Source organism: Pseudomonas sp. RW407 (assembly GCF_003176655.1).
In the GTDB taxonomy this organism is placed as follows: Bacteria; Pseudomonadota; Gammaproteobacteria; order Pseudomonadales; family Pseudomonadaceae; genus Pseudomonas; species Pseudomonas delhiensis.
The window spans coordinates 806,994-829,173 of sequence record NZ_QGSL01000091.1 but is presented as its reverse complement, the minus strand read 5'-3'; the positions used below and the strand labels follow the sequence as shown (position 1 = coordinate 829,173).

Genomic DNA, 22,180 nt, shown 5'->3' with positions numbered 1-22,180 from the left:
GTATGCCGTAGAAACGAAAAATGGGCGAAACGCCCATCCCTAAAGGGCCGCCCTGCATCGGCGGCGCGGACTGTCCAGCTAGCAAAAAGCCCCTGAAAAGGGGCTCTGCCATAACTGGTTGCGGGAGCTGGATTTGAACCAACGACCTTCGGGTTATGAGCCCGACGAGCTACCAGACTGCTCCATCCCGCGTCAAAGCTGGTGCGAAATTATACGGTTACACCTTATCCAGGTCAACCGACGCACCGGAAACGAAAGCCCCGCATGCGGGGCTTCGTATATGGTACCGAGGAGGGGACTCGAACCCCTACAGCCTATGGCCACTACCACCTCAAGGTAGCGTGTCTACCAATTCCACCACCTCGGCAAAAACCTTTGCCTTACTTCTGCTCAGGAGCTGCCGGCACGTCACCGTTGCCAGCTGCCGGGGCTTGTTGCTGCCCCTGGGTCGCCGGCACGTCGGAGGTTGCCGGGACCTTCTCCTGCTTCTGCTCCATCACTGCCGGATCAGGAAGTCCGATGTGACGTATCATATCAGCTTTTTCTTTAGCGAAATACGCTAAACCCAAGCTGGTAATGAAAAAAACTGCAGCCAGTACAGCAGTAAAACGACTGAGGAAGGTCGCGGAGCCCTGGCTACCGAAAACGGTACCCGAGGCACCGGCGCCAAAGGAAGCACCGGCATCCGCACCCTTGCCATGCTGAAGCAGGACCAGTACAACCAGACCCAGCGCCATCAGCAGGTGAATCACGATTACAACTGTTTCCAGCATCTTCAGCTTCCCGCGGCGCGACAGATCGCACCGAACTCATCCGCATTCAGGGAGGCACCACCAATCAGCCCCCCATCGATGTCCGGCATGCCGAACAGCTCGACCGCATTCGCCGCCTTGACGCTACCGCCATACAGCAGGCGAACCCCGCGGGCGACCTCGGCATTTTCCGCCGCCAATTGCGCACGGATGGCCGCATGTACTTCCTGAGCCTGCTCGGGCGAAGCGGTCAGCCCCGTCCCGATGGCCCACACGGGCTCGTAAGCCACTACGGCGCGGGAGAAAGCCCCGACGCCCAAATCCTCTATCACCGAACCCAGCTGGCGCCCCACGACCTCGAGGGTCTTGCCGGCTTCGCGCTGCTCGCGGGTCTCACCCACGCACAACACCGGAACCAGGCCACAGGATTGCGCCGCCGCGAACTTGCGACCGATGACCTCGTCGCTTTCGCCCAGAACCTGGCGGCGCTCGGAGTGCCCCACCAGAACCAGGGAACAACCGGCATCGACCAGCTGGCTGGCTGCAACCTCACCCGTGAGGGCACCTTGCATCGGCTCGACTGCGCAATTCTGCGCACCAACCGCAACCGACTTGCCATCCAGCCCTTGCAGGACCTGGTTGATGTACAGACAGGGCGGCAGAACCGCCACGTCGACACCTGTAGGCAGAGCCAGTTGTCGCAAGCCTTTGATCAGCTCCGCAACACTGGAGCGGGTACCGTGCATTTTCCAGTTCCCGGCCACTAAGGGTCGACGCATGCTGTACCTCGCTGAGCAAAGTGGGCGCAGATGTTACTCGACAAAAAGCAGACTGACAAGAGAAATCAAGCACATACCTCGGTAACGACCTTCGCCAGCTGTTCGGCGTAGGCACGCACCCTGCTCTCTTCGTCGCCCTCGACCATAACCCGCACCAGCGGCTCGGTGCCGGACTTGCGCAACAGCACGCGGCCGCGGCCGGCCATGCTTTCGGTGACGCGCGCGCAGGCTTCCTTGACCGCCGGATGCTCGATGGGATCGACGTCCTTGCCCTGGTAGCGCACGTTGATCAGCACCTGCGGGAACTTGCGGATGCCCTGGCGCGCCTCGGCCAGGGTCTGGCCGCGGCTCTTCAGCGCCATCAGCACCTGCAGCGCGGCGATGATGGCATCCCCGGTGGTGGTGTGCTGGGCGCAGACCACGTGGCCGGAGTTCTCGCCACCCAGTTGCCAGCCGCGCCCCAGCATTTCCGCCATCACGTAGCGGTCACCGACCTTGGCGCGGGTGAAGGGGATCTGCAGGTCGGCCAGGGCCAGCTCCAGGCCCAGGTTGCTCATCAGCGTGCCGACCACGCCGCCCTGCAGGCGGTTGCGCTCCTGCATGTCGCGGGCGATCAGGAAGAGGATCTCGTCGCCGTCCACCACCGCGCCGGTGTGGTCGACCATCATCACGCGGTCGCCGTCGCCGTCGAAGGCGATGCCCATGTCGGCCTGCTCGGCGATGACCGCCGCCTGCACCGCGGCGACGTGGGTGGAACCGCAGTTGTCGTTGATGTTCAGGCCGTTGGGCTGCACGCCGATCACCGAGACCTGGGCACCCAGCTCGCGGAACACACTGGGCGCGACCTTGTAGGTGGCGCCGTGGGCGCAGTCGACGACCAGGCGCAGGCCGGAGAAGTCGGTGCTGGTGGGCACGCTGCTCTTGCAGAACTCGATGTAGCGGCCGGCGGCGTCGTTGATCCGCGAGACCTTGCCCAGGCGCGCGGAATCCACCACGGTCATGGGGGTGTCGATGAGCTCCTCGATCATCAGTTCGACTTCGTCCGGCAGCTTGGTGCCCTGGCCGGAGAAGAACTTGATGCCGTTGTCGTCGTGGGGGTTGTGCGAGGCGCTGATGACGATGCCCGCCTCGGCGTGGAAGGTGCGCGTCAGGTAGGCGATGCCCGGGGTCGGCATGGGGCCGAGCAGCATCACGTCGGCGCCGGCGGCCGACAGGCCGGCCTCCAGGGCCGATTCGAACATGTAGCCGGAAATCCGTGTGTCCTTGCCCACCAGCACGCGGCACTTGCCCTGCTGGCGGAAGGCCATGCCCACCGCCCAGCCCAGCTTGAGCACGAAGTCCGGCGTGATCGGCGGCGTGCCGACGCGGCCACGGATGCCATCGGTACCGAAATATTTCCTGCTCATGCTGTCAGTCCTTCTTCCTTAGCTTGTTCCACCGCATCGATCATGCGGACCACATCCACCGTTTCGGCGACGTCGTGCACGCGGATGATCCGCGCACCCTTGGCCACGGCCAACGCCGCCAGCGCCAGGCTGCCATACAGGCGGTCACCGACCTCGCGCCCCAGGGCGCGGCCGATCATGCTCTTGCGCGACACTCCGACCAGCAGCGGGCAGCCCAGTTCCAGCAGACGCTCCATACGCTGGAACAACACCAGGTTGTGCGCCTGGGTCTTGGCGAAGCCGAAGCCGGGGTCGAGCACCAGGCGCTCGCGCGCGATCCCCGCCGCCTCGCAAACGGCGATGCGTTCAGCGAGGAAATCATGCACCTCGGCCAGGATGTCGGGGTAGCGCGGGTCGTTCTGCATGGTGCTCGGCTCGCCGCGCATGTGCATCAGGCACACGGCCAGGCCGGCATCCACCGCGGCATCCAGTGCGCCGTCGCGCTGCAGCGAGCGCACGTCGTTGATCAGCCCGGCGCCCAGGCGCGCGGTCTCGCGCATCACGGCGGGCGTCGAGGTATCGACGGAAATCACCACGTCCAGTTCGCGGGCGATGGCTTCCACCACCGGCGCCACGCGCTCCAGTTCCTCGGTCGGCGACACCAGGCGCGCCCCCGGGCGGGTCGACTCGCCGCCCACGTCGATCAGGCTGGCGCCGGCCTCGACCATCTCGGCGGCATGGCGCAACGCGACGTCGCGCTGGCTGAAGCGGCCGCCATCGGAGAAGGAGTCCGGGGTGACGTTGAGGATACCCATGACATGGGTACGCCCTAAATCAAGAACCCGGTTGCCGCAAGGCAACCGGGTCGGGTACAGCTCGAAACTCATCTAGTGCTCTCAGTGCTCGCCGGCGGGGCCCCCGATGGGGTTTTCCTTGCGGCCACCCTCGTCGCGGCTGGCGCTCGCCGAACCGGAGGAGCCGGAACCGCCGCCCTGCCAGTCGCGCGGCTCACGCGGCACGCGGCCGGCCATGATGTCCTCGATCTGGTCGGCGTCGATGGTTTCGTACTTCATCAGCGCGTCGGCCATCATGTCCAGCTTGTCGCGGTTCTCGTCCAGCAGGCGCTTGGCGGTGCCGTAGCAGTCGTCGATGATGCGCCGCACTTCCTGGTCGATCAGCTTCGCGGTCTCGCCGGAGACGTTGGCATGCTGGCTGCCGGCGCTGCGGCCGAGGAACACCTCGCCCTCCTCTTCGGCGTACATCAGCGGGCCGAGCTTCTCGGACAGGCCCCACTTGGTGACCATGTTCCGCGCCAGTTGGGTGGCACGCATGATGTCGTTGGAGGCGCCGGTGGTGACGCCTTCGAAACCGAGGGTCATCTCTTCCGCGATACGGCCGCCGAACAGCGAGCAGATCTGGCTTTCCAGGGCGCGCTTGGACAGGCTGTAGCGGTCCTCCTCAGGGAGGAACATGGTCACGCCCAGGGCGCGGCCGCGGGGGATGATGGAGACCTTGTAGACCGGGTCGTGCTCCGGCACCAGGCGGCCGACGATGGCGTGGCCGGCCTCGTGGAAGGCGGTGTTCTTCTTCTCTTTCTCGGACATGACCATGGTCTTGCGCTCGGCGCCCATCATGATCTTGTCCTTGGCCAGCTCGAACTCGCGCATGTCGACGATGCGCTTGTTGGAACGGGCGGCGAACAGCGAGGCCTCGTTGACCAGGTTGGCCAGGTCGGCGCCGGAGAAGCCCGGGGTACCGCGGGCGATCACCGCGGCGTCGACGTTTTCGCCCAGCGGGACCTTGCGCATGTGCACCTTGAGGATCTGCTCGCGGCCGCGGATGTCCGGCAGGCCGACCACCACCTGGCGGTCGAAGCGGCCCGGGCGCAGCAGCGCCGGGTCGAGCACGTCCGGACGGTTGGTCGCGGCGATGACGATGATGCCGTCGTTCATCTCGAAGCCGTCCATCTCCACCAGCAGCTGGTTGAGGGTCTGCTCGCGCTCGTCGTGACCGCCGCCCAGGCCGGCGCCACGATGGCGGCCGACAGCGTCGATCTCGTCGATGAAGATGATGCAGGGTGCGTGTTTCTTGGCCTGGTCGAACATGTCACGCACGCGGGAGGCGCCCACGCCGACGAACATCTCGACGAAGTCGGAACCGGAGATGGTGAAGAACGGCACCTTGGCCTCGCCGGCGATGGCCTTGGCGAGCAGGGTCTTGCCGGTACCGGGCGGGCCGACCATCAGCACGCCACGCGGGATACGGCCGCCCAGGCGCTGGAACTTGCCCGGATCGCGGAGGAACTCGACCAGCTCGCTGACCTCTTCCTTGGCCTCGTCGCAGCCGGCGACGTCAGCGAAGGTGGTCTTGACCTGGTCCTCGGACAGCAGGCGCGCCTTGCTCTTGCCGAAGCTCATCGGGCCGCCGCGGCCACCGCCGCCGCCCTGCATCTGGCGCATGAAGAACATGAACACGGCAATGATCACCAGGATCGGGAAGCTGGCGACCAGCAGCTGGGTCCAGATGCTCTGCTGCTCGGGCTGCTTGCCCTCGATGACCACGTTGTTGTTGACCAGGTCGCCGATCAGGCCGTTGTCCTGGATCGCCGGGCGGACGGTCTTGAAGGTGTCCCCGTCCTGGCGCTTGCCAGTGATCACGTAGCCGTCGACGGTAACCCGCTCGACCTTGCCTTCCTTCACCTGCTGGATGAAGTCCGAATAGTTGAGCGTCTGCGGCTCGCTCGGACTGGAGAAGTTGTTCATCACGGTGACCAGCACCGCCGCGATGATCAACCACAGGATCAGGTTCTTTGCCATGTCGTTCAATTGATTACCCTCTGAAGCCGGCTCCGCCCTGGAAACCGCTTCACACGACGGCCAGACTCCTTCCGGCCAAATTACTACACAACCCCTAGCGACGTAGGAGGCGTCTGTAACCCTTTATGAACCCCGGCGCAAGCCGGTACAAGCCCTACTTGCGTGGAGTGGACGGGCAGACGGCCCATTCGTCGCAGTCTAGGCTCCGCGGAAGCCCCGCGCGAGCAGATATTGCTCGCGGGAACGGTCGCGGGAGGACAGCGGCTTGCGCATCTGCACCTTCTCGAAATTCTCGCGGACCATCTTCAGGTAAGCGTCGAAGCCCTCGCCCTGGAAGATCTTGATCAGGAAATCGCCACCCGGGCGCAACACCCGGGTGCACAAATCCAGCGCCAGCTCGCAGAGGAACATGGCCCGGGGCATGTCCACGGCGGGCAGTCCACTCATATTGGGGGCCATATCGGAAATCACAAGGTCCACCGGATTTTCGCCGATGGCCTGGAGCAGCTGGGCGAACACCGCATCCTCGGTGAAGTCGCCCTGGATGAAGGTGACGTCCGGGATGCTGTCCATCGGCAGGATGTCCGAGGCGATCAGCGTGCCCTTGTCGCCGATCACCCGGCTGGTGACCTGCGACCAGCCGCCCGGCGCGGCGCCGAGGTCGACCACGGTCATGCCCGGGCGCAGGATGCGATCCTTCTCCTGGATCTCCAGCAGCTTGTAGCTGGCGCGCGAGCGGTAGCCGTCGCGTTGCGCCATCTTCACGTAAGGATCGTCGAAGTGTTCTTTCAGCCAGCGATGGCTAGTCTTGGAACGGGCCACGTATTACCTCGTCTGAGCGGCACCCGGTCGAACCGTAATTCGGGTAAGATATCCGCCTTTTTTCCCCAGGGGTCTGATTATGGCGCTCACTCAGGAGCAGAAGAAACAGTTCAAATCTATCGGCCACCACCTGAAGCCTGTATTGACCGTTGCCGAAAACGGCCTTACCGAAGGCGTCATGGCCGAGCTTGAGCGTGCGCTCAACGATCACGAACTGATCAAGGTACAGTTCCGCATCACCGAGCGCGACGACCGCCGCGCGCTGATCGACGAACTGTGCAGCAACGGCAGCTGCGAGCTGGTCCAGGCCATCGGCAAGATGGCCCTGGTCTACCGCCGCAATCCCAAGCCGAACCGCAACCTGTCGAACGTCAGCCGCTACAGCGGCCTGTGACAGTGCAGGCCGGGCGCCCAGGCGCCCTGGCCAAGGCCCCGCCGGCCGGCGCTCAGCGCGCCGCGTCCCGCCCCGGCACCGGTTGCAGCACCAGCAGCACGCCGCACAGGGCCAGCACCAGGTAGTTGAACAGCAGCCAGCGCTGGGCATCCGGCGCCAACTGGTTCACCACCAGGTAGCTCGCCACCATCGCCAGCACGGTCAGCAGCAGCTGCCCGCGCATCTCGCGCCAGAGGCTGCCCAGGCCCTGCGCCGTCACCAGCACCAGCGCCTGCAGCAGCGCGCAGAAACCGGCGAAGCCGACCAGCAGCGGCGTCAGCGCATCGGCCACCGACTGCACCAGCAGCGGCGCCAGGCCGACCTTCTGCAGTGCCGGCAGGACCACGAAACGCAACAGCCAGAGGCCGCCGACCCAGAAGGTCTGGGCCAGCAACCAGCTGGCTGCGGCGGCTTTCAGCGGACGCGACTCAGGCGTGGCGGACTTCAACGATCTCGTACTCGACGTCGCCGCCCGGGGTCCTGACCAGCACCGCGTCGCCCTCGGTCTTGCCGATCAGCGCACGGGCGATCGGCGAGTTGACCGAGATCTTGCTGCGCTTGATGTCGGCCTCGTCGTCGCCGACGATCTGGTAGGTCACGGTCTCGTCGGTCTCGACGTTGGCGATGTCCACGGTGGTCCCGAAGATCACCTTCCCGGTATGCGGGATGGTGGTCACGTCGATGATCTGCGCGTTGGACAGCTTGGCCTCGATGTCGCGGATGCGCGCCTCGGACATGCCCTGCTGCTCGCGGGCCGCGTGGTACTCGGCGTTCTCCTTGAGGTCGCCCAGCTCACGCGCCTCGGCGATGGCCTGGGTTATCTGCGGGCGCAGAACGGTCTTCAGGTGTTTCAGTTCTTCTTCCAGGGCGCGGGCGCCCTGGACGGTCATCGGGAATTTGCTCATGCGTTGATTCCTGCATGCAGATCCTGCAGCCGGCGAACGGTCTTCTCGGGACCGAACTTGAGCGCCTCGCAGATCGCCTGCCCCGCCGCGATGGTGGTGGTGCAGTAGATCTTGTGCTGCAGGGCGTTACGACGGATCGAATAGGAGTCGGCGATCGACTGGCGACCTTCGGTGGTGTTGATGATCAGGGTGACTTCGTCGTTCTTGATCATGTCGACCACGTGCGGACGGCCTTCGGTCACCTTGTTCACCCGGCGGACCGGCAGGCCGGCCGCTTCGATCACCTTGGCGGTACCGGCGGTGGCGACCACCTCGAAGCCCAGCGCGACCAGGTCACGGGCGACCTGGACGGCCTGCGGCTTGTCGTCCTCGCGGACGCTGATGAAGGCGCAACCGGCGTTCGGCAGGATTTCGCTGGCGCCCAGCTGGGCCTTGGCGAAAGCCTCGCCGAAGCTGTCGCCCACGCCCATGACCTCGCCGGTGGACTTCATTTCCGGGCCGAGGATGGGGTCGACGCCAGGGAACTTGGCGAACGGGAACACCGCTTCCTTGACGCTATAGTACGGCGGGATCACCTCTTCGGTGAAGCCGACTTCGGCAAGGCTCTTGCCGGCCATGACGCGGGCCGCGATCTTGGCCAGGGACTCGCCGATGCACTTGGAGACGAACGGCACGGTACGCGAGGCGCGCGGGTTCACCTCGATGACGTAGATGTCTTCGCCCTGTACGGCCATCTGCACGTTCATCAGGCCGACCACGCCCAGCTCCAGGGCCATTTTCTTGACCTGCTCGCGGATCTCGTCCTGGATGTGCTTGGGCAGCGAGTACGGCGGCAGCGAGCACGCGGAGTCACCGGAGTGCACGCCGGCCTGCTCGATGTGCTGCATGATGGCGCCGATCACCACGTTCTCGCCGTCGCAGACCGCGTCGATGTCGACTTCGATGGCGCAGTTCAGGAAGCGGTCCAGCAGCACCGGGCTGTCGTTGGAGACCTTCACCGCCTCGCGCATGTAGCGCTTGAGCTCTTCTTCCTGGTAGACGATTTCCATCGCCCGGCCGCCCAGCACGTAGGACGGGCGCACCACCATCGGGTAGCCGATGTTCTTCGACAGGCTCAGGGCCTCGTCTTCGCTGCGCGCGGTGGCGTTGGCCGGCTGGCGCAGGTTCAGGCGCTGGACCATCTGCTGGAAGCGCTCGCGGTCCTCGGCGCGGTCGATGGCGTCGGGGCTGGTGCCGATGATCGGCACGCCGGCTTCTTCCAGGGCGCGGCAGAGTTTCAGCGGGGTCTGGCCGCCGTACTGGACGATCACGCCCTTGGGCTGCTCGACGCGGACGATCTCCAGCACGTCTTCCAGGGTCACCGGCTCGAAGTACAGGCGGTCGGAAGTGTCGTAGTCGGTGGAGACGGTCTCCGGGTTGCAGTTGACCATGATGGTCTCGTAGCCGTCTTCGCGCATCGCCAGCGCGGCGTGCACGCAGCAGTAGTCGAACTCGATGCCCTGGCCGATGCGGTTCGGACCGCCGCCCAGGATCATGATCTTGTCGCGGCCGGACGGGTTGGCCTCGCACTCTTCCTCGTAGGTCGAGTACATGTAGGCGGTGTCGGTGGCGAATTCGGCGGCGCAGGTGTCCACGCGCTTGTAGACCGGCAGCACCTTCAGCTTGTGGCGGTGGTTGCGCAGGTTCTTCTCGGTCACGCCGAGCAGCTTGGCCAGGCGCGCGTCGGAGAAGCCCTTGCGCTTGAGCTTGCGCATCAGGTCGGCGTCGATGCCGGACAGGCCGAGGGTCTTGACCTTCTCTTCTTCCTTGATCAGGTCCTCGATCTGCACCAGGAACCACTCGTCGATCTTGGTCAGGGCGAAGACTTCTTCGATGCTCTTGCCGGCGCGGAAGGCGTCGGCCACGTACCAGATGCGCTCGGCGCCCGGCACGGTCAGCTCGCGGCGCAGGATGCCCTCGGCTTCCGGGTCGGCCAGGTCGAGCTTCGGATCGAAGCCGGCAACGCCCACTTCCAGGCCGCGCAGGGCTTTCTGCACCGACTCCTGGAAGGTACGGCCGATGGCCATGACCTCGCCCACGGACTTCATCTGGGTGGTCAGGCGGGCGTCGGCTTTCGGGAACTTCTCGAAGGCGAAGCGCGGCACCTTGGTCACGACGTAGTCGATGGCCGGCTCGAAGGAGGCCGGGGTACGGCCGCCGGTGATGTCGTTCTGCAGCTCGTCGAGGGTGTAGCCGACGGCCAGCTTGGCGGCGATCTTGGCGATCGGGAAGCCGGTGGCCTTGGAGGCCAGGGCCGAGGAGCGCGACACCCGCGGGTTCATCTCGATCACGACCATGCGCCCGGTGTCCGGGCAGATGCCGAACTGCACGTTGGAACCGCCGGTCTCCACGCCGATCTCGCGCAGCACCGCCAGGGAGGCGTTGCGCATGATCTGGTATTCCTTGTCGGTCAGGGTCTGCGCCGGGGCCACGGTGATGGAGTCACCGGTGTGCACGCCCATGGGGTCGAAGTTCTCGATGGAGCAGACGATGATGCAGTTGTCCTTCTTGTCGCGGACAACCTCCATCTCGTATTCCTTCCAGCCGATCAGCGATTCGTCGATCAGCAGCTCGTTGGTCGGCGACAGGTCCAGGCCGCGGGCGCAGATCTCCTCGAATTCCTCGCGGTTGTAGGCGATGCCGCCACCAGTGCCGCCCATGGTGAAGGATGGACGGATGATACAGGGGAAGCCGACCTGCTCCAGCACGCCGTAGGCTTCTTCCATGCTGTGGGCGATGCCCGAGCGCGGGCAGGCCAGGCCGATGGCCTTCATGGCCTTGTCGAAGCGCGAACGGTCCTCGGCCTTGTCGATGGTGTCGGCGTTGGCGCCGATCATCTCGACGCCGAACTTCTCCAGCACGCCGTGGCGTTCCAGATCCAGCGCGCAGTTCAGCGCGGTCTGGCCGCCCATGGTCGGCAGCAGCGCGTCGGGGCGCTCCTTCTCGATGATCTTGGCCACGGTCTGCCACTTGATCGGCTCGATGTAGGTGGCGTCGGCCATGGCCGGGTCGGTCATGATGGTGGCCGGGTTGGAGTTCACCAGGATGACGCGGAAGCCTTCTTCCTTCAGGGCCTTGCAGGCCTGTGCGCCGGAGTAGTCGAACTCGCACGCCTGGCCGATGACGATGGGGCCGGCACCGAGGATCAGGATGCTCTTGATGTCTGTACGCTTGGGCATGGGACTCTCGTTGCAATATTCAGGAAAGGGTTGCGCTGGCCAGCTTCACGCCGAAGCCGACGAACAGGGCGCCGACGCCACTCGAGGCGCCGGCCGCCAGCCGCTGCCGGCGGCGGAACCAGGCCGCCAGGCGCACACCGGAAAAGATCAGGAAGCTGAGGTAGAGGGCGCTGATGACCTCGAGGATCGTGCCCAGCACCAGGAACGACACGCCGGGGTAGGCATAGCCGGGGTCGACGAACTGGATGAAGAAGGACACGAAGAAGAGGATCGCCTTGGGGTTGGACAGGCTCAGCAGCAGCGCCTTGCGGAACGGCTGGGCGACGTCCACGTCCTTCACCGGGGCGGCCTGTTCCAGCGGCTGGCGCAGCTTCTGCAAGCCGCCGCGGAGCATGCCCAGGCCCAGGTAGAACAGGTAGGCGGCGCCGGCGTACTTCAGGCCGAGGAACAGCATCGGCTCGGCCTTGAGCAGCGAGGCGATGCCCAGCGCCGACAGCAGCATCAGGATGGCATCGCCCAGGAACACCGCGCTGGCCGCCCGGTAGCCGCCGGCGACGCCACGCTGGGCGGCGGTGGCCAGCACGAACAGTGAGTTCGGGCCCGGCAGCAGGACGATGAACAGCGTACCCAGGACGTAGGTCCAGAGGTCGGTGATTCCCAGGGTCGGCATCATCTTCGCTTACCTCTTCGCAGATCTCAGCGACGCTCGGCCATGGCCGAGATGAAACGGTCGAACAGCGGCGCCACGTCGTGCGGGCCGGGGCTGGCTTCCGGGTGGCCCTGGAAGCTGAAGGCCACCTTGTCGGTGCGCTCGATGCCCTGCAGGGTACCGTCGAACAGCGACTTGTGGGTGGCGCGCAGGTTGCCCGGCAGGGTTTCCTCGTCCACCGCGAAGCCGTGGTTCTGGCTGGTGATCATCACCACGCCGGAATCCAGGTCCTGCACCGGGTGGTTGGCACCGTGGTGGCCGTGGCCCATCTTCAGGGTCCTGGCGCCCGAGGCCAGGGCCAGCAACTGGTGGCCGAGGCAGATGCCGAACACCGGGATCTCGGTGTCGAGGAACTCGCGGATGGCCTGGATGGCGTAGTCGCACGGCTCGGGGTCGCCGGGGCCGTTGGAGAGGAAGATGCCGTCCGGGTTCAGCGCCAGCACTTCGCTGGCCGGGGTCTGCGCCGGCACCACGGTCAGGCGGCAGCCGCGGGCGACCAGCATGCGCAGGATGTTCAGCTTGACGCCGAAGTCGTAGGCGACCACGTGGTAGGGCAGCTCGGCGGCGGGAATTTCCGGGTGGCTGTCGGTTTCCAGGTTCCACACGCTGGAGCGCCACTCGTAGAGCTCGGTGGAGGACACCACCTTGGCCAGGTCCATGCCTTTCAGGCCGGGGAAGGAGCGCGCCAGTTCCAGCGCCTTTTCCTCGGTGGCGTCGTCGCCGGCCAGGATACAGCCGTTCTGCGAGCCCTTCTCGCGCAGGATGCGCGTCAGGCGGCGGGTATCGATGCCGGCGATGGCGACGGTACCGTTCTCTTTCAGGTAGTCCGGCAGGGACTGCTTGTCGCGCCAGCTGCTGGCCAGCAGCGGCAGGTCGCGGATGATCAGGCCGGCGGCCCAGACCTTGTTCGACTCGGCGTCTTCCGGGGTGGTCCCGGTGTTGCCGATGTGCGGGTAGGTCAGGGTGACGATCTGTTGGGCATAGGAAGGATCGGTAAGGATTTCCTGGTAGCCGGTCATGGCGGTGTTGAACACCACCTCTCCGACGGTCTGGCCGTCGGCACCGATGGCTTCACCGCGAAAAATGCTGCCGTCGGCAAGTGCAAGTATGGCTGGCTTAGTCAAGAAGACCTCCCGTGAATCAAGCCTGGCTGGGCGTGCGCAGGTTGTAAAAAAGCGGGATGACATCTAGAAGAGGTCATCCCGCTTTTTGTATGGTTCATGCTGCGCTGCTTTTAGTGGACACACTAAATCTGTAGTTTACAGAAACGCGACATATTGGTCCACCTTATGCACGACGTATGGCGCTACCACCGGGTCGGTCCGGACCCCCGCCATGCCGACGCGCAGCATTTCGCCGGCCGGCTCTCAGCGCAGACCGAGCACGTCCTGCATGTCGTACAGGCCGCTGCCCTGCCCTTCCAGCCACAGTGCCGCGCGCACCGCGCCACGGGCGAAGGTCATGCGGCTGGAGGCCTTGTGGGTGATTTCCACGCGCTCGCCCTCGGCGGCGAACAGCACGGTGTGGTCGCCCACCACGTCGCCGGCGCGCACGGTGGCGAAGCCGATGGTCTCGCGCTCGCGCGCGCCGGTCTGGCCCTCGCGACCGTAGACCGCCACCTTCTCCAGGTCGCGCCCCAGGGCGTTGGCCACCACCTCGCCCATGCGCAGGGCGGTTCCGGACGGCGCATCGACCTTGTGCCGGTGGTGGGCCTCGATGATCTCGATGTCCACTTCGTCGCCCAGCACGCGGGCGGCGGTGTCCAACAGCTTCAGGCAGAGATTGACGCCGACGCTGTAGTTGGCGGCGAAGACGATCGGGATGTCCTTCGCGGCCTCGGCCAGCAGGGCCTTCTCTTCCACGGAGAAACCGGTGGTGCCGATGACCATGGCCTTGCCGGCCTTGCGGCAGACTTCCAGGTTCTTCAGCGTCACGGTGGGGTGGGTGAAGTCGATCAGCACGTCGAACTCGTCGACCACCTTCGCCAGGTCGCCCGACAGCGGCACGCCGATGCGGCCCAGGCCGGCCAGCTCGCCGGCGTCGGCGCCCACCAGGGTGCTGTCGGGACGGTCGATGGCGGCGGTCAGGCCGGCACTGCCGTTGGTCTGCTGCACCGCCTCGATCAGGTTCTTGCCCATGCGCCCGGCGGCGCCCATTACGGCTATACGTCGCATAACTGAAAGCTCCAAGCTGCAAGCCGCAAGCTGCAAGCGCCGCCCCTTGAGGCTTACGGCTTGCAGCTTGCGGCTCTACGTCATAGATCGTCGAAGAAGCGCTTCATGCCTTCGAACCAGCCACTGGCGCGGGGCGAGTGGGAGGTGTCGCCCTGCAGGCTGCTGCGGAACTCCTCGAGCAGTTCGCGCTGGCGCTTGTCCAGGTTCACCGGGGTCTCGACCACCACGCGGCACATCAGGTCGCCGGCACCGCCGCCGCGCACCGGGGCCACGCCCTTGCCGCGCAGGCGGAACAGCTTGCCGGTCTGGGTGCCCTCGGGGATCTTCAGCTTCACCCGGCCATCCAGGGTCGGCACTTCCAGCTCACCGCCCAGGGCGGCATCGGCGAAGCTGATCGGCACTTCGCAGTACAGGTGCTTGCCGTCGCGCTGGAAGATGTCGTGCTCGCGCACGTTGACCACCACGTATAGGTCGCCCGCCGGGCCGCCATGGGCCCCGGCCTCGCCCTCGCCGGTGAGGCGGATGCGGTCGCCGGTGTCGACGCCGGCCGGTACCTTGACCGACAGCGTCTTCTGCTCTTCCACGCGGCCCTGGCCGTGGCAGGTGCCACAGGGGTCGCTGATCATCTTGCCGCTGCCGTGGCAGCGCGGGCAGGTCTGCTGCACCGAGAAGAAGCCCTGCTGCATGCGCACCTGGCCGATGCCGCCGCAGGTGGTGCAGGTCACCGGCGAGGTGCCGGGCTTGGCGCCGCTGCCGCTGCAGGTCTTGCAGCCGACCAGGGTCGGCACGCGGATGGTCACGGTGGTGCCGCGGACCGCGTCTTCCAGATCCAGGTCGAGGGTGTAGCGCAGGTCGGCGCCGCGCTGCGGGCCGCCGCGGCCGCCCCGGCCACCGCCGCCACCACCGAAGAAGTCGCTGAAGACGTCGCCGAAGATGTCCGAGAAGCTCGCGCCGCCGAAGCCGGCCCCCGCGCCGCCGCCCATCTGCGGGTCGACGCCGGCATGGCCGTACTGGTCGTAGGCCGCGCGCTTGCTGGCATCGGACAGGATCTCGTACGCCTCGTTGGCCTCCTTGAATTTATCCTCGGCCGCCTTGTCGCCGGGATTGCGGTCCGGGTGGTACTTCATGGCGAGCCGGCGGTAGGCCTTCTTCAGGTCCGCGTCGCTGGCGCCACGCTCGACACCCAGTACCTCATAGAAATCACGTTTGGCCATAAATTCTTTGCACCTTGAAAACCTCTCCCCCAGACACGCCGACGCGGGAGCAAGCCCCCGCGTGACGTTTCATGCGCACCGACACGCTGGTCGGTGCGCCGGAGCGCAAGCTTGCACGAGGCTTACTTGTTCTCCTTGACCTCTTCGAACTCGGCGTCGACCACGTCGTCGCCGGCCTTGTGGTCAGCCTCGCCGGACTGGGCTTCGGCGCCCGGCTGCGGCTGTTCGGCGTACATCTTCTGCGCCAGCGGGGTGGACGCCTGGGACAGCGCGTTCATCTTCGCTTCGATCTCGGCCTTGTCGTCGCCCTTCACGGCGGCTTCCAGGTCGGCCAGCGCCTTCTCGATGGCAGCCTTCTCCTCGGCGGTGGCCTTGTCGCCAGCCTCGGTGACCATCTTGCGAGTCGCGTGGACCAGCGCGTCACCCTGGTTGCGGGCGGCGGCCAGTTCCTCGAACTTGCGGTCTTCCTCGGCGTTGGCCTCGGCGTCACGCACCATCTGCTGGATCTCGTCCTCGGACAGGCCCGAAGAGGCCTTGATCACGATGGACTGCTGCTTGCCGGTGGCCTTGTCCTTCGCGCCCACGTGCAGGATGCCGTTGGCGTCGATGTCGAAGGTCACTTCGATCTGCGGCACGCCGCGCGGGGCCGGCGGAATGTCGGCCAGGTCGAACTTGCCGAGGGACTTGTTCTGCGCGGCCTGCTTGCGCTCGCCCTGCAGCACGTGGATGGTCACGGCGCCCTGGTTGTCGTCGGCGGTGGAGAACACCTGCGACTTCTTGGTCGGGATGGTGGTGTTCTTGTCGATCAGCGCGGTCATCACGCCACCCAGGGTCTCGATGCCCAGGGTCAGCGGGGTGACGTCGAGCAGCAGCACGTCCTTCACGTCACCGGCCAGCACGGCGCCCTGGATGGCGGCACCCATGGCCACGGCTTCGTCCGGGTTGACGTCCTTGCGCGCTTCCTTGCCGAAGAACTCGGCGACGGTCTTCTGCACCAGCGGCATGCGGGTCTGGCCACCGACGAGGATCACTTCGTCGATCTTCGACACATCCAGGCCGGCGTCCTTCAGGGCCACGCGGCAGGGCTCGATGGTGCGGGTCACCAGGTCTTCCACCAGGGACTCCAGCTTGGCGCGCGACACCTTGACGTTCAGGTGTTTCGGGCCGCTGGCGTCAGCGGTGATGTACGGCAGGTTGACGTCGGTCTGCTGGGTCGAGGACAGCTCGATCTTGGCCTTCTCGGCAGCTTCCTTCAGGCGCTGCATGGCCAGCGGGTCGCCCTTGAGGTCCATGCCGGTTTCTTTCTTGAACTCGTCGACGAGGTAGTCGATCAGGCGCAGGTCGAAGTCTTCGCCGCCGAGGAAGGTGTCGCCGTTGGTGGCCAGCACTTCGAACTGGTGCTCGCCGTCGACTTCGGCGATCTCGATCACCGACACGTCGAAGGTACCGCCGCCCAGGTCGTAGACGATGATGGTGTGGTCGCCCTTGGCCTTGTCCAGGCCGTAGGCCAGGGCGGCCGCGGTCGGCTCGTTGATGATGCGCTTGACGTCCAGGCCGGCGATGCGGCCGGCGTCCTTGGTGGCCTGGCGCTGGCTGTCGTTGAAGTAGGCCGGAACGGTGATGACCGCTTCGGTGACCGGCTCGCCCAGGTAGTCCTCGGCGGTCTTCTTCATCTTCTTCAGGACTTCGGCGGAGACCTGCGGCGGGGCCATCTTCTGGCCTTTCGCTTCGACCCAGGCGTCGCCGTTGTCAGCCTTGACGATGCTGTACGGCACCATCTTGATGTCTTTCTGCACGACGTCTTCTTCGAAGCGACGACCGATCAGGCGCTTCACCGCGTACAGGGTGTTCTTCGGGTTGGTGACCGCCTGGCGCTTGGCCGGCTGGCCGACCAGGATCTCGCCATCGTTGGCGTAGCCGATGATCGACGGGGTGGTGCGAGCGCCTTCGGCGTTCTCGATCACCTTGACGCTGCCGTTTTCCAGGATGGAGACGCAGGAGTTGGTGGTCCCCAGGTCGATACCAATGATTTTGCCCATATTCACTCTCCAGAAATTAGATTCCGTGCTGATCCCGCTGCGGACCTTGTGCTCGGTTGATTACCCAGATGGGGACCGGGTGGCGGATTTCAAGCCTTCTCGTCGATCGAAGGCGGGGTTTGCTCGGGTGCCTTGCTGACCACGACCATGGCCGGGCGCAGCAGGCGACCGTTGAGCAGGTAGCCCTTCTGGAACACCTTGACCACGCTGCCGGGCTCCAGGTGCACGCTCTCTTCCATCGCCATCGCCTGATGGTGCTCGGGGTTGAACGGCTCGCCGTGGGGGTCGACCGGCTCCAGGTTGTAGCGCTTGAGGGTGTCGTGGAACATCTTGAGGGTCAGCTCGATGCCTTCGCGCATCGGCTTGATCGCCTCGTCGTCCGGGCTGGACATCTCCAGCGCGCGCTCCAGGGTGTCGACCACCGGCAGCAGGTCGCCGGAGAACTTCTCCAGGGCGAACTTGTGCGCCTTCTCCACGTCCTGCTCGGCGCGGCGACGTACGTTCTGCAGCTCGGCGGCGACGCGCAGGCTCTGGTCCTTGGCCGCGGCCAGCTGTTCCTCGAGGTCCAGCACGCGGGCGTTCAGGTCGTCGCCGGCAACCGGTTCCGGCTGCTCGTTCAGGTGCGAACCCTGAGTCTGTTGCTCGTCAGACATGCCACTCTCCTAAAAAAGAAAAAGCCTTTGAAAACAAAGCGAACCCAATGGCTCGCGGCTCTGCCGGCTATATGGGGGCCATTTGCACGGGTTCAAGGGGGTGCGGTGAATTGCCAGCGGCAAAAAATACTGTATAAATAAACAGACCTTTTCACCGGAGCCGCCTTCCATGCTGGTTCATCTCTCCGTGCACAACTACGCCATCGTCGAGCACCTCGATCTCGAGCTCGCCGCCGGCATGACCGTGATCACCGGCGAGACCGGCGCCGGCAAGTCGATCATGCTCGACGCCCTCGGCCTGGCCCTGGGCGACCGCGCCGACAGCGGCGTGGTGCGCCCCGGCGCGGACAAGGCGGACATCCTCGCCAGCTTCGACGTCGGCGCCATCGCCGAGGCCCGCGACTGGCTCGCCGAGCGCGACCTGGAGCAGGACGGCCCGTGCATCCTGCGCCGGGTGATCACCACCGAGGGCCGCTCGCGCGGCTACATCAACGGCACGCCCTGCACCCTGGGCGACCTCAAGGCCCTGGGCGAGCTGCTGATCGATATCCACAGCCAGCACGAGCACCAGTCGCTGCTCAAGGCCGACACCCACCGCCGCCTGCTCGACGAATACGCCGGCAGCCAGGACCTGGCGCGCCAGGTACAGCTGGCCGCGCAGCGCTGGAAGCAGACGCGCCACGAACTCGACCGCCTGTCGCGCAGCGGCGACGAGCAGCGTGCCCGCCACCAGTTGCTCAGCTACCAGCTGGACGAACTGGAGAACCTGGCCCTGGGCGAGAACGAGCTGGAAGAGCTGGAAGCCGCGCACAAGACCCTGAGCAACGCCGGCGCCCTGCTCGGCGCCTGCCGCCAGGTGGTGGACATGTGCAGCGAAAGCGACGCCGGCAACGTGCTGTCGGTGCTGACCGCCTGCCTCAACCGCCTGACCGCCTTCCAGAGCCAGCCCGCCGCGCTGGCCGAGGCGGTCAACCTGCTGTCCAGCGCGCAGATCCAGGTGGAGGAAGCGGTGGGCGAGCTGAACCGCTTCGTCGACAACTTCGACGCCGACCCCGGCCGCCTGCAGCAACTGGAAGAGCGCATGGACGCCATCTACGGCCTGGCCCGCAAGCACCGCGTGCAGCCCCACGACCTGCAAGCCCTGCAACAGCGCCTGCTGGAAGAACTGGAAGCGCTGAATGCCGACGACGAAGCCGCCGAGCGCCTGGCCGAGGAACTGGCCGCCTACCAGCGGCACTACCAGGAAAAGGCGGCGGAACTGAGCACCCTGCGCCGCCAGGCCGCCCCGCAGTTGGCCGCCTCGGTGGAAACCGAGATGCAACGCCTGGGCATGCCCGGCGGGCGCTTCGCCATCGAACTGGACGACACCCCCGCCGCCGAACCCCAGGCCAATGGCCTGGAGCAGTTGGAATTCCTGGTCAGCGCCAACCCCGGGCAGCCGCTCAAGGGCCTGGCGCGGGTGGCCTCCGGCGGCGAACTGTCGCGCATCAGCCTGGCCATCCAGGTGATCACCGCACAGACCTCGCGCGTTCCCACCCTGGTCTTCGACGAAGTCGACGTCGGCATCGGCGGCCCCACCGCGGAAGTGGTCGGCCAACTGCTACGCCGGCTCGGCGAAGGCGGCCAGGTACTGACCGTCACCCACCTGCCGCAGGTCGCGGCCCAGGGCCACCAGCACCTGTTCGTGCACAAGGAACGCGGCAGCAGCGAAACCCGCACCGCGGTGGCCAACCTGAAGAAGGCCGAACGCATAGAAGAAATCGCCCGCATGCTCGGCGGCGTGGACATGACCAAGGAATCCCTGGCCCACGCCCGCAAGATGGTGGACCGGGCGCTGCACAGCTGACGCACGCCTACACGGGAATGCCGTGGGGCTCGGCCAATCGCGGACGGAGTCCGCTCCTACGCCCGTGCTTCCCTGGAACTGCAGGAGCGGACTCTGTCCGCGATTTCGCGCGCCACAGGGCGTAGGGCGAATAACCGTTCGCGGTTATCCGCCACCGGCCAACGCACCGCTGCCCGATGAAAACGGCGGATAACGCCGTAGGCGTTATACGCCCTACGAGGGCATGGCGTATGGGCAACCTGGAGCGGATCTCATCCGCGAATCGCGCCGAAACCTCCGGCCATCGCGGACAAGGTCCTACGCGCCAATCTCACCTGAAATCCCCCTGAAAATGAAAACGGCGGCCCCAGGGCCGCCGTTTTCCGTTCGTTGCAAGGCTTTATTTCTTCTTGCGTACGTACAGGACCAGGTTGTGGTCCACCAGTTCGAAGCCGCGTTCCCTGACGATCTCCTTCTGGCGCTTCTCGATCTCGCTGTCCATGAACTCGATGACTTCGCCGGTATCCACGCAGACCATGTGGTCGTGGTGGCCACTGTCAGCCAACTCGAACACGGCGTGGCCGCCGTCGAAGTTGTGGCGTACCACCAGGCCGGCTGCCTCGAATTGGGTCAGCACGCGGTACACGGTGGCCAGGCCGACATCCTCGCCGGCCTCCATCAGCGCCTTGTAGACATCCTCGGCGCTCATGTGGCGTTGCTCGGCGGAATCGAGCATCTGCAGGATCTTGACGCGCGGCAGGGTGACTTTCAGGCCGGCCTTGCGCAGTTCGCTATTTTCAACCATGTGTGCTTTCTCGGCGCGGAATGCTTCGCAGCATCCTTCAATGCGGGTATGATCGGGGTTTCGTCGCCCAGCCAAGATAGTGGAAGTCACCCCCCGATGCAAAACACCAAGCTCATGCTGACCAGTCTCGCATTCGCAATGGGACTAGCCGCACTCGCCGGTTGTTCGTTCCCGGGGGTCTACAAGATCGACATCCAGCAAGGCAACGTCGTAACACAAGATATGATAGACCAACTGAAGCCGGGAATGACCCGTCGGCAGGTGCGTTTCATCATGGGCAACCCGCTGATCGTGGATACCTTCCACGCCGACCGCTGGGACTACCTGTACAGCATCCAGCCCGGCGGCGGCCAGCGCCAGCAGGAGCGCGTCAGCCTGATGTTCAACGGCAACGACCAGCTGATCGGCCTGAACGGCGACTTCCGCCCGGGCGTCAGCCGCGACGAGGCCATCCTCGGCAAGGAGTCCACCCCCGCTTCGCCCGAGCAGCCGCAGCAACAGAAGCCGGAGCAGCCCAAGGAAGAGCCGGCCAAGCCGGGCTCGGTGGAAGAACAACTGCAGCGCGAAGTCGACGAGGCCAAGCCGGTCGCCGTGCCCACCCCGGAACCGCTGGAAACCAACCCGCGGTAACAGGTACCCCCCATGAAAAAGCCCGGCATCGACCGGGCTTTTTCATGTCCGCATATTTCCCTCAGGCCTTGCCCGCCTTGGCGCGGGCGGCGCGCTGCTTGCGCACCTCCTTGGGGTCGGCGATCAGCGGCCGGTAGATTTCCACCCGCTCGCCCTCTTCCAGCACCCGGCCGTCCGGGTCGGCGACCGCCTTGCCGAAGATGCCCAGCGGGCTGTTGAGCACGTCCAGCTCGGGGAACTGCGCCGCAATGCCGGACAGCCTCACCGCCTCGCGCACCCGCGTGCCGTAGGGCACGCTCAGGCGCAGCAGGCGCTGGCGCTCGGGCAGCGCGCAGACCACCTCGACGGCGATGCTGCGCCCTTCAGCCATACAGCTGCTTGGCGCGCTGGCAGAAGGCGTCGACCATGGTGTTGGCCGCCTGGGTGAACAGCGGCCCGAGGGTCGCCTTGACCAGGGCGCCGGCGTAGTCGAAGGTCAGGTCCAGGGTGATCTTGCAAGCCTTGTCGCCCAGGGCCTTGAAAGTCCACACACCGTGCAGCTCGGAGAACGGGCCGTCCTCGAGGTTCATCTCGATGCTCTGCCCGGGCACCAGCACGTTGCGCGTGCTGAAGCGCTGCAACAGGTTGCCCTTGGCCACACTGAGCTCGGCGCGCATCGCCGTTTCGCTTGCTTCCAGCACCTTGCTCGCCGAGCACCAGGGCAGGAACTCCGGGTAGCGCGCCACATCGTTGACCAGGTCGTACAGCGCCTTCGCGGGATAGGGCAGCAGGGCCGAACGCTGGATATGCGTGCTCATAGGGGTCTCGCTTCTTCAGTGGAGGGGCGCCAGCGGCTCCAGGGCGATCCGGCGTCCCTCTGTGCAAAAAAACAGCGCGCATTCTCCGAGATTAGCCACGCCCTCTCAAGCGCACATCCCGCCGCACTCGCAAATGCATCCTCGTCGCACACCGACTTCGGTTGCGCAGAATCCAAAGACAGCCATTCCCCCGATGGCGGCGCGGCGAGCGACTCCCTATAATG

The 22,180-nt window shown here is 65.7% G+C and carries 21 protein-coding genes and 2 tRNA genes; 3 read left to right on the top strand and 20 right to left on the bottom strand.

Annotated features, from left to right (window positions below; translation table 11 throughout):
- Positions 1-115 precede the first annotated feature (115 nt).
- The 8 genes from DK254_RS16190 to rlmE form a co-directional block, all read right to left on the bottom strand.
- Positions 116-192, bottom strand: a tRNA-Met gene (locus tag DK254_RS16190).
- A gap of 89 nt (positions 193-281) precedes the next feature.
- Positions 282-367: transfer RNA gene (locus DK254_RS16185), tRNA-Leu, on the bottom strand.
- Positions 368-380: 13 nt separating this feature from the next.
- Complete coding sequence (gene secG, locus DK254_RS16180; RefSeq protein ID WP_074981335.1) at positions 381-773, bottom strand: preprotein translocase subunit SecG; 393 nt, start codon at positions 771-773, stop codon at positions 381-383.
- A 2-nt stretch (positions 774-775) separates the two neighbouring features.
- Positions 776-1,531 carry a triose-phosphate isomerase gene (tpiA, locus tag DK254_RS16175; protein ID WP_109934566.1) on the bottom strand — a complete coding sequence of 252 codons (756 nt, stop codon included), beginning with the start codon at positions 1,529-1,531 and terminating at the stop codon, positions 776-778.
- A gap of 65 nt (positions 1,532-1,596) precedes the next feature.
- Positions 1,597-2,937: a phosphoglucosamine mutase gene (glmM, locus tag DK254_RS16170; protein ID WP_109934565.1), complete on the bottom strand. Its 1,341-nt coding sequence runs from the start codon at positions 2,935-2,937 to the stop codon at positions 1,597-1,599.
- Positions 2,934-3,803: a dihydropteroate synthase gene (gene folP / locus DK254_RS16165; RefSeq protein WP_109934564.1), complete on the bottom strand. Its 870-nt coding sequence runs from the start codon at positions 3,801-3,803 to the stop codon at positions 2,934-2,936. The genes glmM and folP overlap by 4 nt, the downstream gene beginning before the upstream one ends.
- Before the next feature lie 9 nt (positions 3,804-3,812).
- A complete protein-coding gene (gene ftsH, locus DK254_RS16160; RefSeq protein WP_109934563.1) occupies positions 3,813-5,732 on the bottom strand; it encodes an ATP-dependent zinc metalloprotease FtsH in 1,920 nt (639 codons plus the stop codon).
- Positions 5,733-5,930: 198 nt separating this feature from the next.
- Positions 5,931-6,554: a 23S rRNA (uridine(2552)-2'-O)-methyltransferase RlmE gene (rlmE, locus tag DK254_RS16155; protein WP_089390230.1), complete on the bottom strand. Its 624-nt coding sequence runs from the start codon at positions 6,552-6,554 to the stop codon at positions 5,931-5,933.
- 79 nt (positions 6,555-6,633) lie between these two features.
- On the opposite strand from rlmE, the gene DK254_RS16150 reads away from it, so the two are divergent.
- The gene (locus DK254_RS16150) at positions 6,634-6,948 is read left to right on the top strand and encodes a YhbY family RNA-binding protein (RefSeq protein WP_109934562.1); all 315 of its coding nucleotides are present in this window, start codon (positions 6,634-6,636) and stop codon (positions 6,946-6,948) included.
- A gap of 52 nt (positions 6,949-7,000) precedes the next feature.
- Here DK254_RS16150 and DK254_RS16145 read toward each other — a convergent pair whose 3' ends face one another.
- The 9 genes from DK254_RS16145 to grpE form a co-directional block, all read right to left on the bottom strand.
- Positions 7,001-7,405 carry a DUF4149 domain-containing protein gene (locus DK254_RS16145; RefSeq protein ID WP_109934692.1) on the bottom strand — a complete coding sequence of 135 codons (405 nt, stop codon included), beginning with the start codon at positions 7,403-7,405 and terminating at the stop codon, positions 7,001-7,003.
- Between the two features lie 10 nt (positions 7,406-7,415).
- Complete coding sequence (gene greA, locus DK254_RS16140) at positions 7,416-7,892, bottom strand: transcription elongation factor GreA (protein ID WP_089390228.1); 477 nt, start codon at positions 7,890-7,892, stop codon at positions 7,416-7,418.
- Positions 7,889-11,110, bottom strand: coding sequence for a carbamoyl-phosphate synthase large subunit (gene carB, locus DK254_RS16135; RefSeq protein ID WP_109934561.1), 3,222 nt, complete (start codon positions 11,108-11,110; stop codon positions 7,889-7,891). Before carB ends, greA begins: the two co-directional genes overlap by 4 nt.
- A gap of 19 nt (positions 11,111-11,129) precedes the next feature.
- On the bottom strand, positions 11,130-11,780 hold the full coding sequence (leuE, locus tag DK254_RS16130) for a leucine efflux protein LeuE (protein ID WP_109934691.1): 651 nt from the start codon (positions 11,778-11,780) through the stop codon (positions 11,130-11,132).
- Positions 11,781-11,806: 26 nt separating this feature from the next.
- On the bottom strand, positions 11,807-12,943 hold the full coding sequence (gene carA, locus DK254_RS16125) for a glutamine-hydrolyzing carbamoyl-phosphate synthase small subunit (RefSeq protein ID WP_109934560.1): 1,137 nt from the start codon (positions 12,941-12,943) through the stop codon (positions 11,807-11,809).
- 243 nt (positions 12,944-13,186) lie between these two features.
- On the bottom strand, positions 13,187-13,993 hold the full coding sequence (gene dapB, locus DK254_RS16120; RefSeq protein WP_009613065.1) for a 4-hydroxy-tetrahydrodipicolinate reductase: 807 nt from the start codon (positions 13,991-13,993) through the stop codon (positions 13,187-13,189).
- Positions 13,994-14,073: 80 nt separating this feature from the next.
- Entirely contained in the window at positions 14,074-15,207 is a 1,134-nt protein-coding gene (dnaJ, locus tag DK254_RS16115) for a molecular chaperone DnaJ (protein ID WP_089390224.1), read from the bottom strand.
- Between the two features lie 122 nt (positions 15,208-15,329).
- On the bottom strand, positions 15,330-17,246 hold the full coding sequence (gene dnaK, locus DK254_RS16110) for a molecular chaperone DnaK (protein ID WP_109934559.1): 1,917 nt from the start codon (positions 17,244-17,246) through the stop codon (positions 15,330-15,332).
- Between the two features lie 89 nt (positions 17,247-17,335).
- Complete coding sequence (grpE, locus tag DK254_RS16105) at positions 17,336-17,899, bottom strand: nucleotide exchange factor GrpE (RefSeq protein WP_109934558.1); 564 nt, start codon at positions 17,897-17,899, stop codon at positions 17,336-17,338.
- Between the two features lie 169 nt (positions 17,900-18,068).
- On the opposite strand from grpE, the gene recN reads away from it, so the two are divergent.
- Positions 18,069-19,745, top strand: coding sequence for a DNA repair protein RecN (recN, locus tag DK254_RS16095; protein ID WP_109934557.1), 1,677 nt, complete (start codon positions 18,069-18,071; stop codon positions 19,743-19,745).
- Between the two features lie 379 nt (positions 19,746-20,124).
- Here recN and fur read toward each other — a convergent pair whose 3' ends face one another.
- Positions 20,125-20,529 carry a ferric iron uptake transcriptional regulator gene (fur, locus tag DK254_RS16090; RefSeq protein WP_015478949.1) on the bottom strand — a complete coding sequence of 135 codons (405 nt, stop codon included), beginning with the start codon at positions 20,527-20,529 and terminating at the stop codon, positions 20,125-20,127.
- A gap of 96 nt (positions 20,530-20,625) precedes the next feature.
- On the opposite strand from fur, the gene DK254_RS16085 reads away from it, so the two are divergent.
- Positions 20,626-21,159 (top strand): outer membrane protein assembly factor BamE, encoded by a 534-nt coding sequence (locus DK254_RS16085; protein ID WP_109934556.1) that lies wholly within the window; start codon positions 20,626-20,628, stop codon positions 21,157-21,159.
- Positions 21,160-21,220: 61 nt separating this feature from the next.
- Here DK254_RS16085 and DK254_RS16080 read toward each other — a convergent pair whose 3' ends face one another.
- Together DK254_RS16080 and DK254_RS16075 are read right to left on the bottom strand one after the other, a co-directional pair.
- Positions 21,221-21,529, bottom strand: a complete 309-nt coding sequence (locus tag DK254_RS16080) for an RnfH family protein (protein WP_109934555.1) — start codon at positions 21,527-21,529, stop codon at positions 21,221-21,223.
- Positions 21,522-21,956 carry a type II toxin-antitoxin system RatA family toxin gene (locus tag DK254_RS16075; RefSeq protein ID WP_109934554.1) on the bottom strand — a complete coding sequence of 145 codons (435 nt, stop codon included), beginning with the start codon at positions 21,954-21,956 and terminating at the stop codon, positions 21,522-21,524. The genes DK254_RS16080 and DK254_RS16075 overlap by 8 nt, the downstream gene beginning before the upstream one ends.
- Between the last annotated feature and the right edge of the window lie 224 nt (positions 21,957-22,180).